Source organism: Nostoc sp. (genome assembly GCF_036917415.1).
In the GTDB taxonomy this organism is placed as follows: domain Bacteria; phylum Cyanobacteriota; class Cyanobacteriia; order Cyanobacteriales; family Nostocaceae; genus Nostoc.
In genome coordinates, this window is the sequence record NZ_JBALDJ010000098.1 from 1 (window position 1) to 21,816 (window position 21,816).

Annotated in this window: 12 protein-coding genes; 9 read left to right on the forward strand and 3 right to left on the reverse strand. The window is 42.7% G+C overall.

Annotation, left to right across the window (positions count from 1 at the left end):
- Positions 1-198 precede the first annotated feature (198 nt).
- The 4 genes from V7K41_RS22015 to V7K41_RS22030 all read left to right on the forward strand — a co-directional run bounded on the left by V7K41_RS22015 (position 199) and on the right by V7K41_RS22030 (position 11,940).
- Positions 199-3,144: an S-layer family protein gene (locus tag V7K41_RS22015; protein WP_334851622.1), complete on the forward strand. Its 2,946-nt coding sequence runs from the start codon at positions 199-201 to the stop codon at positions 3,142-3,144.
- Positions 3,145-3,468: 324 nt separating this feature from the next.
- Positions 3,469-7,212, forward strand: coding sequence for a two-partner secretion domain-containing protein (locus V7K41_RS22020; protein WP_334851624.1), 3,744 nt, complete (start codon positions 3,469-3,471; stop codon positions 7,210-7,212).
- A gap of 135 nt (positions 7,213-7,347) precedes the next feature.
- Positions 7,348-9,909: a CHAT domain-containing protein gene (locus V7K41_RS22025; RefSeq protein WP_334851681.1), complete on the forward strand. Its 2,562-nt coding sequence runs from the start codon at positions 7,348-7,350 to the stop codon at positions 9,907-9,909.
- A 510-nt stretch (positions 9,910-10,419) separates the two neighbouring features.
- On the forward strand, positions 10,420-11,940 hold the full coding sequence (locus tag V7K41_RS22030) for an alpha-amylase family glycosyl hydrolase (protein WP_334851625.1): 1,521 nt from the start codon (positions 10,420-10,422) through the stop codon (positions 11,938-11,940).
- 446 nt (positions 11,941-12,386) lie between these two features.
- On the opposite strand, the gene V7K41_RS22035 is transcribed toward V7K41_RS22030, so the two are convergent.
- The gene (locus tag V7K41_RS22035; RefSeq protein WP_334851627.1) at positions 12,387-14,768 is read right to left on the reverse strand and encodes a two-partner secretion domain-containing protein; all 2,382 of its coding nucleotides are present in this window, start codon (positions 14,766-14,768) and stop codon (positions 12,387-12,389) included.
- Between the two features lie 641 nt (positions 14,769-15,409).
- Positions 15,410-16,690: a histidinol dehydrogenase gene (hisD, locus tag V7K41_RS22040; protein WP_334851629.1), complete on the reverse strand. Its 1,281-nt coding sequence runs from the start codon at positions 16,688-16,690 to the stop codon at positions 15,410-15,412.
- Between the two features lie 144 nt (positions 16,691-16,834).
- Between hisD and V7K41_RS22045 the strand changes: the two genes are divergently transcribed.
- The 3 genes from V7K41_RS22045 (at position 16,835) to V7K41_RS22055 (ending at position 18,091) form a co-directional block, all read left to right on the forward strand.
- Positions 16,835-17,032 (forward strand): hypothetical protein, encoded by a 198-nt coding sequence (locus V7K41_RS22045; RefSeq protein WP_334851631.1) that lies wholly within the window; start codon positions 16,835-16,837, stop codon positions 17,030-17,032.
- Positions 17,033-17,208: 176 nt separating this feature from the next.
- Entirely contained in the window at positions 17,209-17,919 is a 711-nt protein-coding gene (locus V7K41_RS22050) for a pentapeptide repeat-containing protein (RefSeq protein WP_334851632.1), read from the forward strand.
- Positions 17,920-17,941: 22 nt separating this feature from the next.
- Positions 17,942-18,091 (forward strand): hypothetical protein, encoded by a 150-nt coding sequence (locus V7K41_RS22055; RefSeq protein WP_334851634.1) that lies wholly within the window; start codon positions 17,942-17,944, stop codon positions 18,089-18,091.
- A gap of 724 nt (positions 18,092-18,815) precedes the next feature.
- Here the strand turns inward: V7K41_RS22055 and V7K41_RS22060 are convergent.
- A complete protein-coding gene (locus V7K41_RS22060) occupies positions 18,816-19,457 on the reverse strand; it encodes a DUF938 domain-containing protein (protein WP_334851635.1) in 642 nt (213 codons plus the stop codon).
- A 418-nt stretch (positions 19,458-19,875) separates the two neighbouring features.
- Between V7K41_RS22060 and V7K41_RS22065 the strand changes: the two genes are divergently transcribed.
- Together V7K41_RS22065 and V7K41_RS22070 are read left to right on the forward strand one after the other, a co-directional pair.
- Complete coding sequence (locus V7K41_RS22065) at positions 19,876-21,429, forward strand: cation:proton antiporter (RefSeq protein WP_334851683.1); 1,554 nt, start codon at positions 19,876-19,878, stop codon at positions 21,427-21,429.
- A gap of 49 nt (positions 21,430-21,478) precedes the next feature.
- Complete coding sequence (locus V7K41_RS22070) at positions 21,479-21,772, forward strand: hypothetical protein (RefSeq protein WP_334851637.1); 294 nt, start codon at positions 21,479-21,481, stop codon at positions 21,770-21,772.
- The last annotated feature ends 44 nt before the right edge of the window (positions 21,773-21,816 follow it).

Sequence of the window (21,816 nt, forward strand, 5' to 3'; positions counted from 1 at the left end):
AATTCGGGCAGTCGTTGATTGAATTCGGGCAACCACCAAGAATTTACATAAAGCCATTGTTTATTACCTAATTTTAAGTTTTAAAAACTTTACTCTCATTTAGTTCAAATATCTGCTGAAATTAATTGTAGATAAATTTCTCAATAAATTGATTGCATATTCACAGATAAGAAATGAGCAGGCGAGGCTAGTTATGATATGGCAATCTGTGGAAATAGGAATTGGCTCTCCGGTTTATTAGGAGTTTTTAGCATTACTGGAGTGCTTGCTCATGTCATATTTTGTGGTGAAAATCACGCTTTAGCCCAGATTACCCCTGATGGAACATTGGGTAATAACTCTTCAATAATCACTCCCAATGTCAATATTAAAGGACTTCCGGCTGACCGGATTGATGGTGGCGCAATTCGCGGTGCAAACCTGTTCCATAGTTTTGGTGAATTCAATGTCAGAGAATCCCAACGAGTTTATTTTGCCAATCCCACAGGAATCTCCAATATTCTTACACGGGTGACGGGAAGTAATATCTCGAATATTCTCGGCACTTTGGGAGTGAACGGCGGTGCAAATTTATTTTTTATCAATCCCAATGGCATTTTATTTGGGAAGAATGCACGCCTGGATGTGGCGGGTTCGTTTGTGGCTAGTACGGCGAACTCATTTGTGTTTGGCAATGGGCTAAAATTTAGTGCAACTAATCCTCAGACTCCTTCTGCATTACTAACAGTTAATCTTTCAGCGTTGTTGTTTAATCAACTTCAAGCAGGAAGAATTGAAAACAAGTCAATTGCACCAGCAGGAGATAATCTGTTTGGTTTACGAGTTCCCGATAGTCGTAGCCTCGTATTAGTAGGTGGAGATGTTGCCATTGATGGAGGCAGATTGAATGCTCCGGGTGGTCGAGTGGAATTGGGAGGATTGACGGGAGAGGGAACAGTAAAACTGAATTTTACTGACAACAATTTGAGCTTAAGTTTTCCTGATAGTGTAGCGCGAGCAAATGTAACCCTCACTAATGGCGCTGAAGTGAATGTAAGAGCCAAACAAGGAGGTAGTATTGCTATCAATGCGCAGAATATAGATGTTTTGGGAGCAAGTAAACTTCAGGCTGGAATAGCGTCAGGGTTGGGGTCAGTTGACAGTCAAGCCGGAAATATTGACATTAATGCAACTGCGGGCATAAACATTACAAATGAAACCCTTATCTCTAATGCTGTGCCAACTGGAGGTTTGGGCAACGCAGGCGGCATCAATATCACAGCTGGCTTTCTCTCCATAACCGATAGCGCTCTTTCCAACTCTAACTCTGGAAATCGAGATGCCGGAAGCATATCGCTGTGGTCAAATGGTTCTATTTCTCTTGAAAACAGCGATATTTCCACCAATACCAATTACGGGAATGCCGGAAACATCTCCCTAAAGTCAAATGGCTCCATCTCTCTTAAAAAGAGTAATCTCTTGAGCAGTACCAATTACGGAAATGCTGGAAACATATCGCTACAGTCAAATAGCTCTATCTCTCTTCTTGAGGACAGCTATCTCGACAGCGATAGCTTCTTTGAGGGAAATGCTGGAAGCATTTCGTTGTGGTCAAATGGCTCTATCTCTATTAAAGATAGCATTCTGGACAGCGAAACCTCTGGCAATAGGGACAACACTGGAAGCATATTACTGTGGTCAAATGGCTCTATCTCTATTGAAAACAGCGGTTTTTGGAGCGCTACCTTCAAAGACGGGGATGCTGGAAGTATATCGCTACAGTCAAATAGCTCTATCTTTATTAAAGACAGTACTGTCTCCAGCCAAACTGCTAGGAACGATATTAGCGGTAGTAACGGTAATGGGGGTGACATCCACATTCAGGCACAATCTCTTTCTCTAACGGATGGAGCTCGACTATTTGCCTCAACTTATAATAAGGGAAAGGCAGGCAATATCCTGGTGAACACTTCAGATTTTGTTAATCTTTCTAGAATTGATGACTTAGGAGAACTTAGTGGAATGTCTACAGCTACCGAATTTGAAGACGCTGGTCCGGGTGGCGAAATCATAATCACTACAGGTGTTCTACGCATGATGGATAAAGCATTTTTAAACGCCAGCACTACGTCGGGAAGCCCCGCTGGCAGCATCACGGTCAATGCCAATAACTTTGAAGCCGCCAGTGGCGCTCAACTGAGTACTACTACTTCTGGCAGGGGACCTGCCGGAGATATCACCCTTAAAATCACTGACAGCATGACACTAGCTGGCGCTAATAGTGGGCTGTTTGCCAACACAACTGAAGGTTCTAGTGGCAAAGGTGGTAGTATCTCCATCGACCCCAGAACTATAACCATTCGAGATGATGCGAAAATCGCTGTCGATAGTCAAGGTACAGGAGTTGGCGGCAATATTGACCTGACAGCAGGTTTCCTCACCCTAGATAATGGAACCATCTTTGCCGAAACCCGCAGCAACACTGGCGGCAATATTACCCTGAAGCTGCAAGACTTATTATTACTACGCAACGGCAGTCAAATCTCCACCACTGCTGGCAATAACCAGTTTGGTGGCGATGGCGGTAACATTACCATCAATACCCCCTTCATTGTCGCCGTCCCCAAAGAAAATAGCGACATTACTGCTAATGCTTTCACTGGTAAAGGTGGTAGAGTTGACATTACAACAAACGGTATTTTCGGTATTGTCCCGCAAAAAAGCCCAACCGAAAAGAGCGACATTACAGCGAGTTCGGAATTAGGAGTGAGTGGAGAGGTAGATTTAAACACTCCAGATACCGACCCTGGTCGTGGCTTAATTCAACTACCCTCTAACCTCGTGGATGCATCTGAGCAAATCGCTCAAGGTTGCACTCCCAGAAGAGGACAAAATGCCAGTCGCTTTATCGCCACTGGACGCGGTGGATTACCCCAAAGCCCTAACGAACCGTTGCGGGGACGAGCAGTGATTACTGGTTGGGTAGATTTGCCCCCGCAAGCAACAGCCATCACGGATAAATCATTTACTCCATCTATGACCAAATCTACCGATCAAATTGTGGAGGCTCAAGGATGGATCGTTAATGGTAACGGTGATATTATGCTTGTGGCTCAATCTGGGCAAAGTTCTTCTATTCCCTCTGCCATGTCTTGTAGTCAATAATTCGTTACTTCAAGATTCAAAGCAGGAATTTCGATGAAACTCAAGAGTTATAAAAATAATCAATGGCAACGGATATGTAACGGATGTAATTTATGGTTCACTCTTCCCTTTAAAATCCATAAGTTACCTGTTTTCATTCTATTACAAGGGTTCTGGATAACGCATATTTAATTTCACTCCTATATCTATATACCTAATTTTAAGTTTTAAAAACTTTACTCTCATTTAGTTCAAATATCTGCTGAAATTAATTGTAGATAAATTTCTCAATAAATTGATTGCATATTCACAGATAAGAAATGAGCAGGCGAGGCTAGTTATGATATGGCAATCTGTGGAAATAGGAATTGGCTCTCCGGTTTATTAGGAGTTTTTAGCATTACTGGAGTGCTTGCTCATGTCATATTTTGTGGTGAAAATCACGCTTTAGCCCAGATTACCCCTGATGGAACATTGGGTAATAACTCTTCAATAATCACTCCCAATGTCAATATTAAAGGACTTCCGGCTGACCGGATTGATGGTGGCGCAATTCGCGGTGCAAACCTGTTCCATAGTTTTGGTGAATTCAATGTCAGAGAATCCCAACGAGTTTATTTTGCCAATCCCACAGGAATCTCCAATATTCTTACACGGGTGACGGGAAGTAATATCTCGAATATTCTCGGCACTTTGGGGGTGAACGGCGGTGCAAATTTATTTTTTATCAATCCCAATGGCATTTTATTTGGGAACAATGCACGGTTGGATGTGGCGGGTTCCTTTGTAGCGAGTACGGCAAATTCTTTTGTGTTTGGCAATGGCTTGGAATTTAGTGCAACTAATCCTCAGGCTCCTTCTTCATTACTAACAGTTAATCCTTCAGCATTGTTCTTCAATCAACTTCAGGCTGGCAGAATTGAAAACAGTTCAATTGCACCAGCAGGAGATAATATCTTTGGTCTACGAGTACCAGATGCTCGGAGTTTGCTATTAGTGGGTGGAGAAATTGCCATCAACGAAGGTAGATTGAATGCTCCGGGTGGACGAGTGGAATTGGCTGGAGTTGCAGGTGAGGGGACAGTCGGACTGAATGTGGATGGTAATAATTTGAGTTTGATTGTTCCTGATGGTGTAGCTAAAGCCGATATCTCACTCAGTAATCAAGCCTTGGTTAGTACCAGTGGCGAAGGTGGCGGCGCTATTCAGGTGTGGGGTAAAGGAATTACAGTCAGTGGAGGTTCCCAGATTGAAGCCAGCACTTTCGGAGCATTACCTGGAAAAGGATTGAATGTAAATGCTTCTGAATCAGTGCAAGTCGTTGGAGAATCACCTACTGAAATTCGCAGTGGTTTATTTGCTGAAACTTTTGGGACAGGAGACGCAGGAAACCTGACAATTAACACCAGGCAGTTACAAATCTTAGCAGGAGGAAAGATTTCATCTGGTACATACAATGCAGGAGCGGCGGGAGATTTAACAGTAAATGCCTCAGAATCTGTACAAGTGGCAGGTCTGACAGTTAGTGGTCAGTTTGGCAGCGACTTGTTTACTCAGAGTAGTTCCACCGCGACAGGAGAAGGAGGAAAGCTAACAATTAAAACTTCTAGGTTGCTCGTCGAAGATGGAGGGCAAGTCTCAGTTTCTACTTCCGGTGAAGGTGTGGCAGGAAATTTGACCGTAAATGCCTCAGAATCAGTGCAAGTAATCGGCATTCCAGATAATCCCAATTTAGGCTACACTGGTATACTTGCTGCATCTAATGGAGTCGGAGACGCCGGAGACATCACGATTAACACTAGACAGTTACTCATCCAAAATGGAGCCGGAATCACAACTGATAACGAAGGTAGAGGGGTTGGAGGAAGTATAATAGTAAATGCCGAATCGGTGCAGCTAGTCGGTACTGCTATTCTTCCACAGTTTCCTGATGGATGGTATCCTAGCAATATCAGTTCTGATGCTTATGGCACAGGACCTGCAGGAAAGATTACGATTAACACCAATCAGTTGTTAATCCAAGATGGAGGAGTCATTTCAGCTCAAACTAATGGTAGTGGGGCTGGAGGGAATGTGAATATAAATGCCTCCCAATTAGTTAAAACGATCGGCACTGCTACTAATAGTAATAGTGTATTTCCTTTTCCCAGCAGCTTGTTGACTCAAACATTGAGTACAGGAAAAGCCGGAGATTTGGCAATTAATACCAATCAGTTGATTGTCCAAGAAGGACAGCTATCTGCCAGTACTTTAGGACTGGGAGATGCTGGCAGTGTGATTATTAATGCCACCGATAGCGTCTCTTTTGATGACGGTGTTGTTCTTAGCGATGTCGGGCGTGCCTCCGTTCAAGGGGAAGATACTTTTGCTAAAGGGGGTAATATTGATATCACCACTGGTTCTCTTCTTCTGACCAATGGGGGACAATTGGCGGCTAGAACTTTTGGTGCAGGAAAAGCAGGAAATATAAATATTAGCAGCGATCGCTTACTTGCCCAAAATGAAAGTGCGATCGCAGCGAACACCTATGGCACAGGAGATGCAGGCAATATAACCCTTGCGTCTGGAATGATGAATGTCTTGAATGCAAGTGCGATCGCCGCGAACACTTTTGGTACGGGAAATGCAGGCAACATAACCATTGAAACTGACACCATAAATGTCCTTGATAGTCAAGTGGGAAGCAGTGTTTTTGGTAAAGGGTTTGCAGGAAATTTGACTATTCGCGCTGCCGATTCAGTAGAAGTAAGCGGAAAAATCAAATCGAGTTCTAATATTGAAAATCCTGCTGGCTTATTCGCTCAGGTAAACACTCAAGGTGAGGGTCGCGGTGGTAACTTGACCATTGAGACAAAACGCTTGAGTGTCAGTCATGGAGGCAAAGTGCAAGTCGCTACTTTTGGTCAAGGTGACGCTGGTAATCTCACAATTCGTGCCTCAGAGGTAGAGGTATTTGATACACCTGTTGATAACCTCTTTGCTACAGGTATCAATGCAGGTATTGAACTAGACGCAGACGAAACAGTTATTCCACCCAGAGGCAACGGTGGCGATTTAACAATTGAAACCGATCGCTTGAGTGTAAGAGGTGGTGCAATAGTATCGGTTGGAACTGCTGGCGAGGGCAATGCAGGTAAATTACAAATTCATGCGTCGAAATCTGTAGAAGTCGTTGGCAAATCACCAAATGGTAACTTTAACAGCCAAATCAGCGCTGCGGTTACGCCCGAAGGTACTGGTAGTGGGGGAAGTTTAAGGCTTGAAACTGAGCAAATGAGTGTCCGGGATGGAGGTGAAGTCACTGTCAGTAGTATCGGTGCAGGGACGGCAGGCAACCTTGACATCCAAGCTCGTTCTCTGAGCCTAGATAACCAAGGAGCGATCGCTGCCATAACCAGATCGGGGAATGGTGGTAATATTACCCTGAAGTTGCAAGACTTATTATTACTACGCAATCATAGTCAAATTTCTACCACTGCTGGCAGTAGCGAATTTGGTGGCGATGGCGGTAACATCACCATTATTAGCCCTTTCATCGTCGCCGTTCCTAAAGAAAATAGCGATATCAGCGCTAACGCCTTTACAGGGATTGGTGGTAGAGTTGACATTACAACAAACGGTATTTACGGTATTCTCCCGCAAAAAAGCCCAACCGAAAACAGCGATATTACAGCGAGTTCACAATTGGGAGTGAGTGGGGAAGTAACTATCAACAGTCCAGATACTGACCCTAATCGCGGCTTAATTCAACTACCCTCTAACCTCGTGGATGCATCCCGACAAATTGCCCAAGGTTGCACTCCCAGAGGAAGACAAAACGCTAGTCGTTTTACCGCCACTGGACGCGGTGGATTACCCCAAAGTCCTAATGAACCGTTGCGAGGACGAGCAGTGATTACTGGTTGGGTAGATTTGCCCGCACAAGCAACAGCGATCGCAGATAAATTATCTACTGCATCTATGACCAAATCTACCGATCCGATTGTGGAGGCTCAAAGATGGATTGCCGATGCTAATGGTAATATTATGCTTGTAGCTCAATCTGTGCAAAGTTCTTCTATTCCCTCTGCCATGTCCTGTAGTCAATAATTCGTTACTCCAAGAGTCGGGGGAGGAATTACGATGAAACTCAAGAGTTATAAAAATAATCAGTGGCAACGGATATGTAACGGATGTAATATATGGTTCACTCTTCCCTTTAAAATCCATAACTTGCCTGTTTTCATGCTCTTGGTTCTGGTGACAGCTTTTTTGTGCGTTACTGCTTTTCCTGTTGCTGCAACTATAGAAACACAACATATCGCAACTCTTGAAGTGTCAATCCAAAATTCTACTGCACAAACACAAGACTTGCTGCAACAGGGTAAAGTGCTGTATGAGGCAGGACAGTTTGCAGAAGCGGTTAAAGTTTTGCAACAAGCAGTTAAAAGTTATCGCAGCCAGGGCAATGAATTGCGGCAAGCTGTAGCATTAAGTAATTTGGCATTGGCATATCAAAAACTGGATAATTTGATCCAAGCGCAACAGGCGATTACAGATAGCTTGAAGTTGGTCGAAAAATCCTCTCCTGCCGAAAATCTTCAGGTTTTGGCTCCAATTCTAGATATTCAAGGTAGTATTCAACTAGACTTGGGACAAGCTGAACAGGCACTTAACACCTGGCAACGTGCAGAAGTTAGCTATAAGCAATTAGGCGATCGCAATGGCATTATCCGCGATCGCATCAATCAAGCACAAGCATGGCAAGTTTTGGGATTTTACCGTCGGGCTTTGACAATCTTGACTCAATTGCAGCAGCAGTTACAATCAAAACCTAATTCTATTACCAAAGCAGTAGAATTACGGTCTTTTGGGAATGCTCTGCAATTAGCAGGAGATTTGAATCAATCTCGTCAGGTATTACAGCAAAGTTTGTCAATTGCCCAAAAATTGGATTCTCCCCAGGATGTGAGCGCGGCTTTATTTAGTTTAGGCAACACGGCACAAGTACAGCAAGATTTTAAGGGTGCAATACAGTTTTATCAGCAAGCTGCCGCGATCGCTCCTAACCCGATTAGCAAAGTTCAGGCTGAAGTTAATCAGTTGAACTTACTAGTGAACACGGGACAAACAGCCCCCGTGCAGACACTATTGCCGCAAATCCAAACTCAACTAGCACAACTACCTGCTTCTGTGACAACTATTTATGCCCAGATTAATCTAGCTCAAAGCTTGATGAAATTTGGGACTACACCCCAAGCGATCGCTCAAATCTGCGCCAGAGCCTTGCAACAAGCTGAAGATTTGGCAGATAAACGAGCCGAGAGCTTTGCCCTTGGGACTCTGGGCAGTGTATACGAACAAACCAAACAATGGTCAATTGCCCAGAACCTCACCCAACAGGCACTGAACATAGCCCAAACAATCAATGCTCCAGATATCGCTTATCGTTGGCATTGGCAGTTAGGACGCTTGTTGAAACAGCAGGGAGAGATTGAGGGCGCTATTGCCACCTATGATACTGCGATCGGTGAGTTGCAGACTCTGCGTAATGACTTAGTGGTTGTGAATCGAGATGTCCAATTTTCCTTTAAAGAAAGTGTAGAACCTGTATATCGAGAGTCCGTAGAATTATTGTTGCAGTTTCAGCAAACTCATCCGAGCGAACCAATCCTAGACAAAGCTAGACAGAGGATTGAAGCACTGCAACTAGCGGAATTAGACGACTTTTTTCGGGAAGCTTGCATTAATACCAAAACTGTTTCGCTTGACACAATAGTAGATAAAGATAATCCTACAGCCGCGATCGTTTATCCAATTATTCTGCCTTCTCAACTCCAAGTGATAGTCAAAATTCCTAAACACCCACTGCGTAATTATACAGTAAATAAGTCACAGAACGAGGTAGAAGGTATCATCAGAGAACTCAGAGAGTATCTGTTAGAACCCGATCGGACTGAGGAAGTGCAGGCGCTATCACAGGAAGTCTATGGGTGGTTAATCAAAGAAATTGAGTCTGATTTACAAGATAATGGAGTCAAAACCCTTGTATTTGTACTGGATGGAATATTGCGAAATGTGCCAATGGCTATATTGTATGACGGTCAGCAATATCTAGTAGAAAAATACGCTGTAGCACTCAGCTTAGGACTTCAGTTACTCGCATTCCAACCCTTGACACAAACAAAATTCAATGTACTAGCCGCCGGGTTAGTGCAACCACCACAAGGCTTTCAACAGCAATTTCCACCGCTACCAGAAATTAAATCAGAATTTAACTCTATTTCCCAAGCGATCGCGTCTACTACCCAGTTATTAGATCGAGACTTCAACAGCAAAAACCTAGAGAGTAAGGTAAATACTGTACCATTTAATGTGTTACATCTGGCAACCCACGGTCAATTTAGCTCCAGTGTTGAGAATACTTTTATACTTGCAGATGATGGGCCGATCAATGTCACGCAATTTGATAGCTTGCTGCGCCGTCGGGATCAAACTCGCTCAGAAGCTTTGGAAATGCTAGTCTTAAGTGCTTGCCAAACTGCTACTGGTGACAATCGCGCCACGCTAGGGCTAGCAGGAGCATCCGTGAAAGCTGGCGCCCGTAGTACCTTGGCTTCACTATGGCATATCAGTGATAAATCTACTGCTATCTTAATTGGTGAATTTTATCGTGAGTTAGTTAAAACTGAGGTGACAAAGGCTGAAGCCTTGCGTCGTGCCCAAGTAAAGTTGTTAAAAGATTATCCCAATTACAGTCGTCCTGGCTACTGGGCACCTTATGTTTTAGTTGGTAACTGGCTTTGACAAATTCTATCCACTTATTGAAGTTTCTAGAATATTACCCTTCTGGAGAGTGACAGAAGCTGTTCATGAGCGATCGCCGCCTAATTGCAACGAGTTCTTAAATTTTGAAAATCAGGCATTAGAGGATGTTTTAAAAGTCCTCTGGCCAGTAGCAAAACATTTTTGATCCCCCTAAATCCCCCTTAAAAAGGGGGACTTTGATTCCGGTTTCCCCCTTTTTAAGGGGGGTTAGGCAGGGTGGTTTCATACAAGCAAAGAAAAATTAAAACTGGGTTTCAAAGCCTCTCCCCCACCGGGGGAGAGGAATGGAAGTGAGGGAAAAAGCCATGCCACTTTCACGAGAAATCAAGACTTATGTATTTTTCTTTTTTCGTATGAAACCACCCTGCTTTTTAAGGGGGGTTAGGGGGGATCAATAAGTGCTTAAAATTACAGCAAACCACTTTTAAAACATCCTCTTAACTGAAGTTGGAAAAGAATAGTATTAATTGATGGTAGTGTGAGGTAGTTATGACTGCTGAAGAACTGCTAGAGCGTTATGCTATTGGGGAAAGAAATTTTAGCTATGCCGACTTAAGAGGTTTAAATTTGAGTGGGGCTAACCTCAGTAGAATTAATTTGACTCGTGCCAAACTCGAATTAGGAATAATGTCTTTAATGAAAAATATCTTCATCTGTGCAGTTGTCATCTGCACAACTTCTATTTACCCGATTAAGACATTAGCAGGAGAAAAACCTTCTGCGATTTTTCATGCATTTGACCAGCAGTACACTGATATTGAAAAGTTTGTATGTGAAATAGGGAAGCAAGGATATTCTCACATTCAAATTTCTCCAGCCCAAAAATCTAATCCTGCTCCAGAATGGTGGGCACGCTATCAACCTGTAGACTATAGCATTATCGAAGGTAGAGGTTCACTCTTAAATTTAAAAAAACTTATTAGTCAAGCCCACAGTTGTAAGGTCAAAGTGATTGCTGATGTTGTTTTCAATCACATGGCTAATTTAGATGGCAATGATGATTTTGAAGATTTAACTAAATTTCCAGGTCTTTCTATAAATGACTTTAATTCGGATTCAAATCGTCCAGGTAAAAAATCTTGTAGCATTAATTATAGTGATGGCAACAGAGATTCAGAAATTAATTGTTGGTTAGGTGGTCTTCCTGACTTGAAATTTACCAATAATGTTAAAAAAATTCAAAAAGCTCATTTAAAAAAATTGCTAGATTTAGGAATTGATGGATTTAGGTTTGATGCTGCCAAGCATATCCCAGCAGATGTTGTCAAAGAGTACATCAGCTATGTGGATCAACAAAGTCAAGGAAAAGCATGGAATTATCTTGAGGTAATCACAGATAGCGACACCAGTGCAGAAAATTATAACTGGATTGCTGCTGTCACAGATTTTGTTCTCTACAATTCACTGAAAAATGCCTTCAGCTTTGGTGGAGATTTGCGTTCCTTGCGAGTTCCCACAGGCATAAACGATCCGCGTAGCGTCACTTTTGGCAGAAACCACGATACTATCCGCGAGATTAATTCCAATGCTATTAACCCCTATAGCGATCCTTCTGACTCTTTCCTCGCAACAGCATATATCCTGGCAAGAGAAAGTGGCACTCCTTTAATACTGAACTGGGATAATAGAGATGTTTCTTTTATCAAATATGGTGTCAAATTCCGCCAAATTATGTATCAACGAGGAAATCAGGGAAAAAATATCAAAGAAAATGTTTTAGCAGCCATTGATAGTCCGACTGTATTGCTAATGGAGCGAGGTAGTGAAGGATTTTTTGTTGTCAATAAAGGGAAGAATAAATTTAATATCCCAGCACTGGATTTGACCTTGACGAATTTGGATGGATGCTATCGGGAACTCCGTAATAATTTTACTGTTGCGATTGAACGTCGCGAAGGTGGGAAAAAATTTATAACTCGTTGGGGAAACTGGAATAGAGGCGGTATGGAAGTTCAAAAACGCGATGCACTCTATTTTATTCGAGAACCTTTTAATCAATGTCAAGTGTAGATGTTCCTTCCTGCTCTAAAACATCCATAGCGGTAGATGAAAATTGGTTGTGCTTTTTTCATCTTCCGTTACTGGGGTGCTTGTGATTACAGGCATTCCTTTCTTTTTTTGCACAGCTACTACCTGACGATCGCTCTTCTTTAGTCTAAAGTCCAGTCTTGAGATGAGTTAGAAGCTTTGTTAGTGCTTCGTTATCAAGAACTGATGAAACAACATGATTTAATCTCTGGTCTAACTTGCTACTACTGGTGGCCAAAAACCAGGGCAGCTTAATTATAAGTGTTCATCCGAACTTGATATAACGCTCTTCCATCACTCTTGGAAAAAGCGATCGCTGCAAGGTTTACGAAACTTCACTTTCCAGGTTTTGGCTACATTTAGGAATTTATATGAGAAAATAAAGCCTCAAACCTTGATTTAGTCATAGTTTCAATTTTCTGCTTCGACTATTGTTTTCTGAGAGTGATGGAAGAGCGATAAGAAACTGCACGGCAAGATACAGGGTTCTGCCATAAACCATGAGGCTTAGTGAGTGCATTCGCTGTAAGTTCCAACTCCCCTTTGGCATTTCTCACCCACCCTATAGCTTCTACAATGGGTTTTGGCGTAGCAGTAGTAGGTTTGATGATAACAGGTGGACTCTTGCCTTCTCTGGTGCTGGGATTGAGAGTTACCCAATCTACTTCCACTGCGTCAGGAGAGAGAATGTCCTTGGGATTGAATGGTAAACCGCCGCGTCCAGTGATGATAAATGAATTAGCTTGTTGCTTGCTTCTAGGGCTACAGATAGTGTCAAATAGCTGGGAAGCATCTACTAGGTTTGTGGGTAGTTCTACTCCAGTGAAATGTAGTTTTGTTATTCCTTCAATGGAAAAGCCTGTCTGTGAAAATGAAGTGATGTCATTTGTTGACAGTCGACGTGGGTCTAATTGGCTTGGGTCGTTAGTTTCTAGCAATCTCACCAATTCTTCTCGATCACGCACTACCATACCAAAAACCCCAAAGGCTGTAATCGTAATTTTACCGCCCGTACCAATGAAGGCATTAGTAATGATATCGCTATTTTCATTGGGAGTGGCGATGATGAAGCCATCTGGCATATTAAGCGTGAAATTGCCGCCAGTTTTATCACCTCCGGCTTCAGTAGAAATTTGACTGTTGCGACGCATCAGTAATAAGTCCTGCACCTGTACCACAATGTCACCGCCCTTACCTGACTCACTATTAGATGTGAGTTTTCCTTTATCCAGCAGGATGGAACGAGCGCTGACATTGAGTTCGCCTGCTAGACCTAAATTGGGTACATCCCCTTGATAGATAAAATTTTTTCCAAATTCACTGCTGACAGTTATTACCGCCCCATCTTTGATAACCAATCGCCCTGTAGTTAAGGTCAAGTTGCCGCCATTTCCAGGCCCTTGAGTGCCAGCAAACAAGCTACTGAGGCTAGAACCATTTGCTGAGGTTCCGATTAATTCTACGGACTCAGAGGCGTTCACTATCAAATCTCCTGCATTTCCTGTAGCTGGTATAAATAGGTATCGGTTAGAAAACCCCTCAAGTATACCCTCAGAATTTGTTGATATTGCTGCTCCTTCCTCTATACGTAACTTTCCAGTATTAATTATTATGCTGCCAGCATTTTGAGCGCCATAAGTTGCACTAAATAATCCACTAGGAATAAATAATCCACTAGGCAAAGGAGCAATGAGACGACCTGCGATTAGTTCTACGGAATCTGAGGCGTTGATAGTCAATTGCCCCGCCAATCCCAAATCAACATTGAATATAAAGACTTGCGCTCCATCTTTGACAATCAACTTTCTGGTAGTGATGTTTATATTTCCAGAGTTTCCAGTAAACAAGGACGCATTTAGTCCAAGTTCTACAGACTCGGAAGCGTTCACTGTTAAATTTCCTCCTGGTTGCGCTCGCAGAGTATCAGCCGAAATTTTTGAACCGTCATTTACCAGTACATGCTGTCCTTGCAGGTGGATATTACCGCCACCTTGGCCACTGGTATCTACATTAGATGGAATCTCACTTTGCTGGGTTAGTTCAATGTTCTGAAAATTTTGAACACCTTCATATCCTAATGCCCAACCTTGATTCGTCGAACTTAGACCAACCAAACTATTGCCAGCAACACTTCCTAACTCAATTCTTCCCCCACTTGCCGTTAAATTTCCACCCTCTAGCGTTATATCACCGCCTATAAGTGCTAAGGTTTTGCCTTGCTGTACTTGTAAACCAACACCTTGTCCGAAGGTATTAATTGCATTATTTGGACTTGCTTGGGATTGATTGCGAATGGGTCGAGCATTTGTTCCGAATTGTAAGCCAATGGGAATACTTAGTGTCAGTAGAGGTGCAGTTTGAGGAGATGTAGCACTAAATTTTGTACCATCAGCGAAGTTCAAACTACTTGCTGTGCTAGCCACAAATGAACCGCCAATATTTAAAGAAGCATTGGGCCCAAAAACAATGCCGTTAGGATTAATCAGAAATACGTTGGCTGTACCGTTAGCTTTGAGAATGCCATCTATATTAGAAACAGAATTGCCTGTCACCCGACTGATGATGTTCTGAATATTGATTGCATTGTTAAAATGGGCTGTCCTTCCCGCAGAGATAGAAAACTGTTCAAAGCTGTGAAACAAGTTACTACCAGCTTGTGTACCCCCTGTGATCTTGGTGGTGTTACCATCTGATGTGATGATGGAATTATTAGGCAGAGTGCCATCGGTGGTGATTTGGGCAAAAGCACAATTTGCACCCAAAGCGATCGCACCTCCCATCCCAATCCCCAAACACCAACGAATAGTCATCCCAAACATCCCACCCCCTAAGCTTTGTAACAGATGAACTCTTTTTTGAGTTAACCACAATTAGTGTTCGTCAAGTTAATACCTTCACTTCTGGTTTATATTGAAAATGACGAAATGGTAGGTGCAAAGAAATCCGACTTGTTCTATTTAGAATGAAGCGATCGCCGCCATTCGGATCTAGACTCAGACCGCAAGCTGTACTGTGGTGATATCAAAATCGCTATCGGTTGCTTTAAAGAACAAGCTTACTTCTCCTATTTTCAATCTTCTATGCTGCTTGGGAGTTAAACTGATATTACTTTATAAAGACGAAACCCTACTGCGATCGCTCTGATTAAAATAGCCGGAAATCTCGAAGATTTGGAAGCTCAAGGCTATTCATTTAGAACAGGGTTCGCACCTTTGATTGAACAGCGTTATCGAGTGGTTGCACAAAATCTCTCGTGAATTTTCCCAAAATGGGAATTTTACCCACTGCGATCGCATTCCTCAAACCCATGACCAAGTTCATCCTTGATAGTCTAGGTATTCTGAGACGGACATTAATATCTAAGAAGCAGAAAAGTTTGTATTAATCAAGCAGTCAGTACACCAATTAATTTTGAATAATCATCATCTAATTCACAAATTATCTCAGCTTTTTATTGCAAGCGTATAGATACACTACCTGCATGGGCTGGCAAACCTTCTGTTTCTGCTAAGGTGACAGCTGCTTTGCCTATTGTCTGTAATGATTGTTTGTCACATTCTAAAAAAGTAATTCGTTTGAGAAAGTCGAACACACTCAAACCAGAGGCAAAGCGGGCAGAACGGGCAGTTGGCAGTACATGGTTGGGGCCACCTAAATAATCACCAATCGCTTCTGGAGTATAGCGTCCTAAAAACACGCTGCCGGCACACTTAATTTGATTGGCAAGCAGTTGCGGGTTTTCTGTGCACAATTCCACATGTTCTGGAGCTAGTTGATTGAGCAGTGGTATACTCTCTAGCAAATCGCTGACCAGAATCACGGCTGCATAATTTTGCCAACTAGCACTGGCAACTTCTCTGGTGGGTAGATTGGCAAGAATTTTCTCAACAGCCTTTATTACTTGTTGCGCGAAGATTTCTGAATCAGTAATTAAGATTGACTGGGCACTAGGATCGTGTTCTGCTTGCGATAATAAGTCCCAAGCAATCCAATCTGGGTTGTTCTGGCTGTCGGCTACCACTAAAATTTCAGAAGGGCCAGCGATGCTATCAATGCCAACAGTGCCAAATACTTGACGCTTGGCTTCAGCAACATAAGCATTACCAGGGCCAACAATTTTATCTACTGGGGCAATGCTTTCTGTACCATAAGCTAATGCTGCGATCGCTTGCGCCCCACCAATGCCATATATTTCTGTAACACCAGCAACTTGAGCAGCAGCCAATACGGCGGGATTAATCTCACCACCAGGCATCGGTACTGTCATGACAATTCTTTCAACACCAGCAATTTTAGCTGGTAAGGCATTCATCAACAAAGAACTCGGATAGCTAGCCCGTCCCCCTGGTACATAAATTCCCACTTGCGACAGCGCTATCCAATTCAATCCCAGTTTCACCCCGACTGCATCGGTATAGCCAATATCTTGTGGTAGTTGTTTTTCATGGAAAGCCACAATCCTAAGAGCAGCAAATTCCAGCGCAGCTAAGACATCGGCAGGACATTGTGCCGCGTGTTCGGCAATAAAGCTTTCGCTTAAATGCAAAGACTGGAGATGGTTGCGGTCAAAGCGGTTAGTATAGTCCTTGACTGCGGCATCACCACGCACTTTCACATCAGCTAAAATCTCGCGTACTGTCCCACTAACATCAACTGTAACTTCCCGGCGATCGCTTACAAGAGTTTTGAATTTGACAGAAAAATCTTTGTCGGTAGTTTGAAGTAGCTGCATGGACAGTACCTTAAAAGCAGTGAGGTCAATAATTAGTTTAACTCCTGATTAACTTGCTCGATATGACTGTGGCTTATATGCATCACTCTGAATTTTCACAGGTGGAACGGTTGGGGGATTTCTGCTGTAATTTGGACTCTCGTCATGGTATTGATAGCAACAACAGTTGCAGCAGTTATAGTCATCCAGCGTCGAGACATCGCTTATGCAGGAGTAACACTCTGGGCATTGGTGGCGAACGCACTCAAGCATTCTGATAACTCAATGCTCAGAAATACCGTATTGGTTTTGGCAATTGTCCTAGTTTTAAGCGCTACGATTAACAGCTTACGCACCCAATAAAAACATATTTAAGTGTGATAACATACCCGCCCAACGTCGGTTAAGAGAGAACTTTTAGCAAGCGTTCGTTAAGTACGCACAATAATGGTCGGTCGTTACACACACCAGTCTGATTGTTATTAGCCAGAATAGATAGTTAGAGCCGTAATCGTCTGAAAAGGCCAAAATTCATAGAAATGAAAAATATTATCTCGATTGGTTGGAATAACTGGTTAAAACAGCATAAAGAATCTGTTTTATTATTTGACTCAATTGCTGCCGCTAATGAGATTGCTTTAATGCTTAACGGTCAATGGGATGGCTGTAATGGTGTAATTGTGGCTTCTGGTGATGAGGTAGCTGTTAACACTGCTGCCAAACTATTAAAAGCTACATGGTGTTATCAAGGCGCATCAAAAGCTGTTTTACACAGAGCAACAACTGATGAAATTTTACGCCGTTATGCAATCGGAGAAAGAAATTTTGTTAATGCTAATTTGAGGTGTGCAGTACTTGCATCAGTGAAGTTAAGTGAAATTAACCTAAGTTATGCCTCGTTGAGTTGGGCGGATTTAAGGCAAGCCAATCTAAGTAAAGCTGATTTAACAGCAGCAGACCTAACTCAAGCGAATTTAAGTGGAGCAGACTTGAGTAAAGCATACCTAATGAGGGCAAACCTAAGCGAGTCAGACCTCCAACAAGCTTCACTTCAGGGGGCTAACCTAAGTAGTGCTAACTTAAGTGAAGTCAACCTCACTGGTGCAGATTTAACAGGAGCTAATCTGTCACTAGCAGACCTCAGAGGGGCAAATTTTCACTTGTGCAATTTGAGTGAGGCTAACCTAACAGATGCCAAGTTAATTGAAAGGGACTTGGCTTTTGCTCAACAATATCCGAACAAATACTAAATTTAATCTATAGGACGCATATTTGATTTCTGAAATACATATAGGGTGCGTTACGCCAAAGGCTAACGCACCAGTTAACGATTTAGGTGCGTTAGGCTACGCCATAACACAACGCCAGTCCGCTCAAGTCGGGAAACCCGCCCACGCAGCTGGCTCCCCTACAGATACTTAGATTTTTTCATAAATCAAATCGGATTCCTATAGTATTAAATTTTAGTTAGGACTTACGCACAAGTTACGGAATAACGAACCGCAGAGGCACAGAGAAGCCAGTGCGTTGGGCGGGTTCCCCGACTTATAGCAACTGGCGCGGCACGGAGAAATCAGAGTTTGAGAGATATTTTGCGTAAGTCCTATTAGTAATTAATTAGGCAAATTAAAGTCAGAGTAATTATTGAGAATACCCAGTGAGTTACTTCTCTGGAACAATGCCGTAGCGAATTAAATAAGCTTCGATTTTTAGCAGTTTGTTGTTCATATCTTGAAATTGACTTTCAAGGTCTTTAAACCCAAAAGCTATATTTGTCGAAATCTGCTCTTGGTTCCTGACAAGGTGATTAAAATCACGTCACCGCAACTCACTTAAAGCTAACGTCACTGAACAAGGTGAAAAATTGCTAGGTGGTAAGCACATCCAGGAAAAGTTGATGAGTAAAGTAGTAAACCTGCTGTTCCAAGAATTGTATAAAATACAGCAGTTTGCAAGTAAGGTACAAAATCCAGGACTCACGCATCAGATATAAAGAGTTTCTGCCTCCTGCCTTCTGCCTCCTGCCTCCTGCCTTAAAACCCGTAGTTTTGTACTTCATGCAAATGAAAACTGCTGTAATTCCTCTGACCTGATGCTATTAACCCTTCATCCAAATGAAGGGTTTTAAAATCTCTCAAACTTTCAGTTAGCCTGAACATTGAAACACTACTGAAAGATTATTAGCTGGCATTTGGTAAATCTGTTGCAAGATCAGATTTTGTGCCCTAGCTACTGCTATGACATCATCCAAGTTACGCACACCCCACTCTGGGTTTTCAGTGCGTAAATATTCGTCAAAAGCTGCATTACTCGCAGCTGTATGTTCTCCACCTTGTTTGAAGGGGCCATATAAATAGAGGATACCTCCTGCTTTTAGGATACGACCTGCCCCTGCCATTAACCCCAGACAGGCTGACCAAGGTGAAATGTGAATCATATTGATGTTGACGATGGCGACAATTGGCTTCGTATTCAACCAATCAAATCCACCATTTTCCACAGCCCAAACTGGTTCTCTTGCATCTAGCTCAAGCGGTGCATAAACGCTATCACATGCATTGTGTTCAGTCCATGAAATAATGCTGGCTCTTGATTGTGGATTTACATCGGTTGGGAGCCACTGATAATCTCTGAGCCTGGATGCAAAAAAGACTGCGTGTTCACCAGTACCACTTGCTATTTCTAAAATAGTGCCGCTCTTTGGCAACACTTGTAAAAGTACTTCTAGAATTGGTTCGCGGTTACGCTCGGTTGCTGATGCGTATTTTCGTGCATCTTGTGGTGTCATCTGGATCGTTATATTTATAATTAATATGAATATAAAACTATAGACATCTCTCAAATATCAAACGAAGAACTCGACAAATTTTTATAAAATATTTGCACAAGTTTGAGCAAGTCGCTTTTTGCAGGCTCACCGCTATACAACCATTTTATTACAGGTTTTGGGAAAAGGGCAAAGGGTAAGGGTTAATATACGCTGGGAGTTTTTGAATTTGTTTAAAGTGCGATGTCTTCTCTACGAGAGGCTTCGCCAACGATGGGCTGCGCCTACGCTTTGACTCTGAGTTTGGTGGTAGAATTGCCGAGCTATGGTAGCAAGTACTGGCTCGTTCCATTCTGAACCACACCCTGAACTTGCTAATTTGGCATGAATGAAGAGAGAATCTATCGGTCAAGTCAAACTAACTTTCCAAAACGCAATAGTGGATGTTACCGAATTAGTCAAAGTTTCAATTATTCTCTTGCTCGTTGCTACAGGAGTAGCTTTGCTGTCCCGACGGTTGGGAATTCCTTATGTTACAGGTTTAGTACTAGCAGGTTTGCCTATCACTGAGTTATTGTCTCGTCGGATTGGTTTAAATCCAACCCTTGTTCTGGATCTTTTCCTGCCAATTCTCCTCTTTGAAGCTGGTATTAATACAGATGTCAGCCGCCTACGCAGCACCTTTAAACCAATTGCTCTACTTGCTGGACCTGGGGCTATGCTTTCCAGTGCAATTATTGCCGTACTGTTGAAATTTGGGCTGGGACTGAGTTGGATACCTGCCTTATTTGTAGGAGTAATGCTGGCAAACACTGATACAGTTTCAATGATTGCCGTCTTTAAGGAAATATCAGTACCCTCGCGGCTTTCCACCATCGTTGAAGGAGAAACTCTATTTAATGATGCTGCTGCCCTGGTTATGTTCAACCTGATTGTGCAAGTATATTCGACAGGTTCGCTCACATTTATGGAGGGAATCCAACAACTGTTAGTTATCTCTCTAGGAGGCTGCGTTGTGGGGTTAGTCTTAGGCTACTTGAGTATACCTGTATTCGCCCGTTTAGATGATGCTCTTAGCAGTCTTTTGCTGACAGTCGCAGTTGCATTAGGAACTTTTCAGGTTGGGCAATATCTAGGTGTCTCAGGCCCTGTAGCCGTAGTTGTCGCTGGCTTAATTTTCGGTAATTTTGGGCTTTCTCGCAATACCTCTGCTTCTAGTCGCATCACCTTGTTGAGTTTCTGGGAATATGCCAGTTTTACTGTCAACACCTTTATTTTTCTGTTGATTGGTGTAGAAATAGACCTGGTAACACTCTGGAAAACTTTACCTGCAATTCTACTTGCAGTTTTGGCTTTTCAAGTCGGGCGAATTCTTACGGTTTATCCGCTACTAGCAGTGGTTCGTTGGATTGACCGCCCAATTCCGCTGCGCTGGCAACATTTACTGTTTTTAGGCAACATTAAAGGTTCACTGTCAATGGCTCTAGCGTTGAGCTTACCCACTACATTACCAGGGCGAGAAGTCCTGATAGCTATAGTTTTCGGCTGTGTGCTCGTGTCGTTAGTAGGACAGGGTTTAAGTTTACCTTGGGTGGTAAAACGCTTAAAATTATCTAAATTTTCCGAAGTTCAACAGCAGGTTGAAGAGTTGCAAGCCCAGTTGATGACAGGTAAGGCGGCACAAGATGAATTAGATAGCCTATTGAAATCAGGGGTATTACCAAAAGCCGTTTATGAAGAGATGCGTTCAGCTTATCAGGTAAGAATTGCGGGTGCAGAAAAGATATTGCGGGAACTATATAATCGTCGCCCTGATGAGGTGGAAGGTAGAAGTGGCAAGAGCAGTAAACTTGAAGCCATTCGCCGACGTTTACTGTTGGCAGAAAAAGGAGCGCTCAATGAGGCAATGCGGAAGCGAATTCTCTCAGAAGAAATTGTGCGCGGGCGGATACAAACTCTTGATGAACAATTACTGAAACTAGAAGATGATTAACCCTCTTTAATCACTATCGGTAGAGAAAAATCTAAAACCCTTATTTCTCATGACTTTTATCAATTTAGACGTAGGTTGGGTTGAGGAACGAAACCCAACACCCAAAGACCTTAGAAAAGTTGGGTTTCACTTTGTTCAACCCAACCTACATTTATTTTTCTTTCCCCAAAGTGATAGAAGAGGGTTAAATATGGGGCATTGGGTATTAGGTATGGGGGATAGTCTGAGCTTCGTGAGTGAACCTTTGAGCTTCGTTGATGAAGCTTTGAGCTTTGTGAATGAAGTTTTGAGCTTTGTGAGTGAACCTCTGAGCTTTGTGAATGAAGCTTTGAGCTTTGGCTAATTAGGATCTGTTGCCTCCAGCAAGAGATTGAGTGAGAGACTCAA

Excerpts from the sequence above, each read along its gene's own strand:
- V7K41_RS22015 (WP_334851622.1), top strand. The coding sequence starts at position 199 with ATGGCAATCTGTGGAAATAGGAATTGGCTCTCCGGTTTATTAGGAGTT.
- V7K41_RS22020 (WP_334851624.1), top strand. The coding sequence starts at position 3,469 with ATGGCAATCTGTGGAAATAGGAATTGGCTCTCCGGTTTATTAGGAGTT.
- V7K41_RS22025 (WP_334851681.1), top strand. The coding sequence starts at position 7,348 with ATGCTCTTGGTTCTGGTGACAGCTTTTTTGTGCGTTACTGCTTTTCCT.
- V7K41_RS22030 (WP_334851625.1), top strand. The coding sequence starts at position 10,420 with ATGACTGCTGAAGAACTGCTAGAGCGTTATGCTATTGGGGAAAGAAAT.
- V7K41_RS22035 (WP_334851627.1), bottom strand. The coding sequence starts at position 14,768 with ATGACTATTCGTTGGTGTTTGGGGATTGGGATGGGAGGTGCGATCGCT.
- hisD (WP_334851629.1), bottom strand. The coding sequence starts at position 16,690 with ATGCAGCTACTTCAAACTACCGACAAAGATTTTTCTGTCAAATTCAAA.
- V7K41_RS22045 (WP_334851631.1), top strand. The coding sequence starts at position 16,835 with ATGGTATTGATAGCAACAACAGTTGCAGCAGTTATAGTCATCCAGCGT.
- V7K41_RS22050 (WP_334851632.1), top strand. The coding sequence starts at position 17,209 with ATGAAAAATATTATCTCGATTGGTTGGAATAACTGGTTAAAACAGCAT.
- V7K41_RS22060 (WP_334851635.1), bottom strand. The coding sequence starts at position 19,457 with ATGACACCACAAGATGCACGAAAATACGCATCAGCAACCGAGCGTAAC.
- V7K41_RS22070 (WP_334851637.1), top strand. The coding sequence starts at position 21,479 with ATGACTTTTATCAATTTAGACGTAGGTTGGGTTGAGGAACGAAACCCA.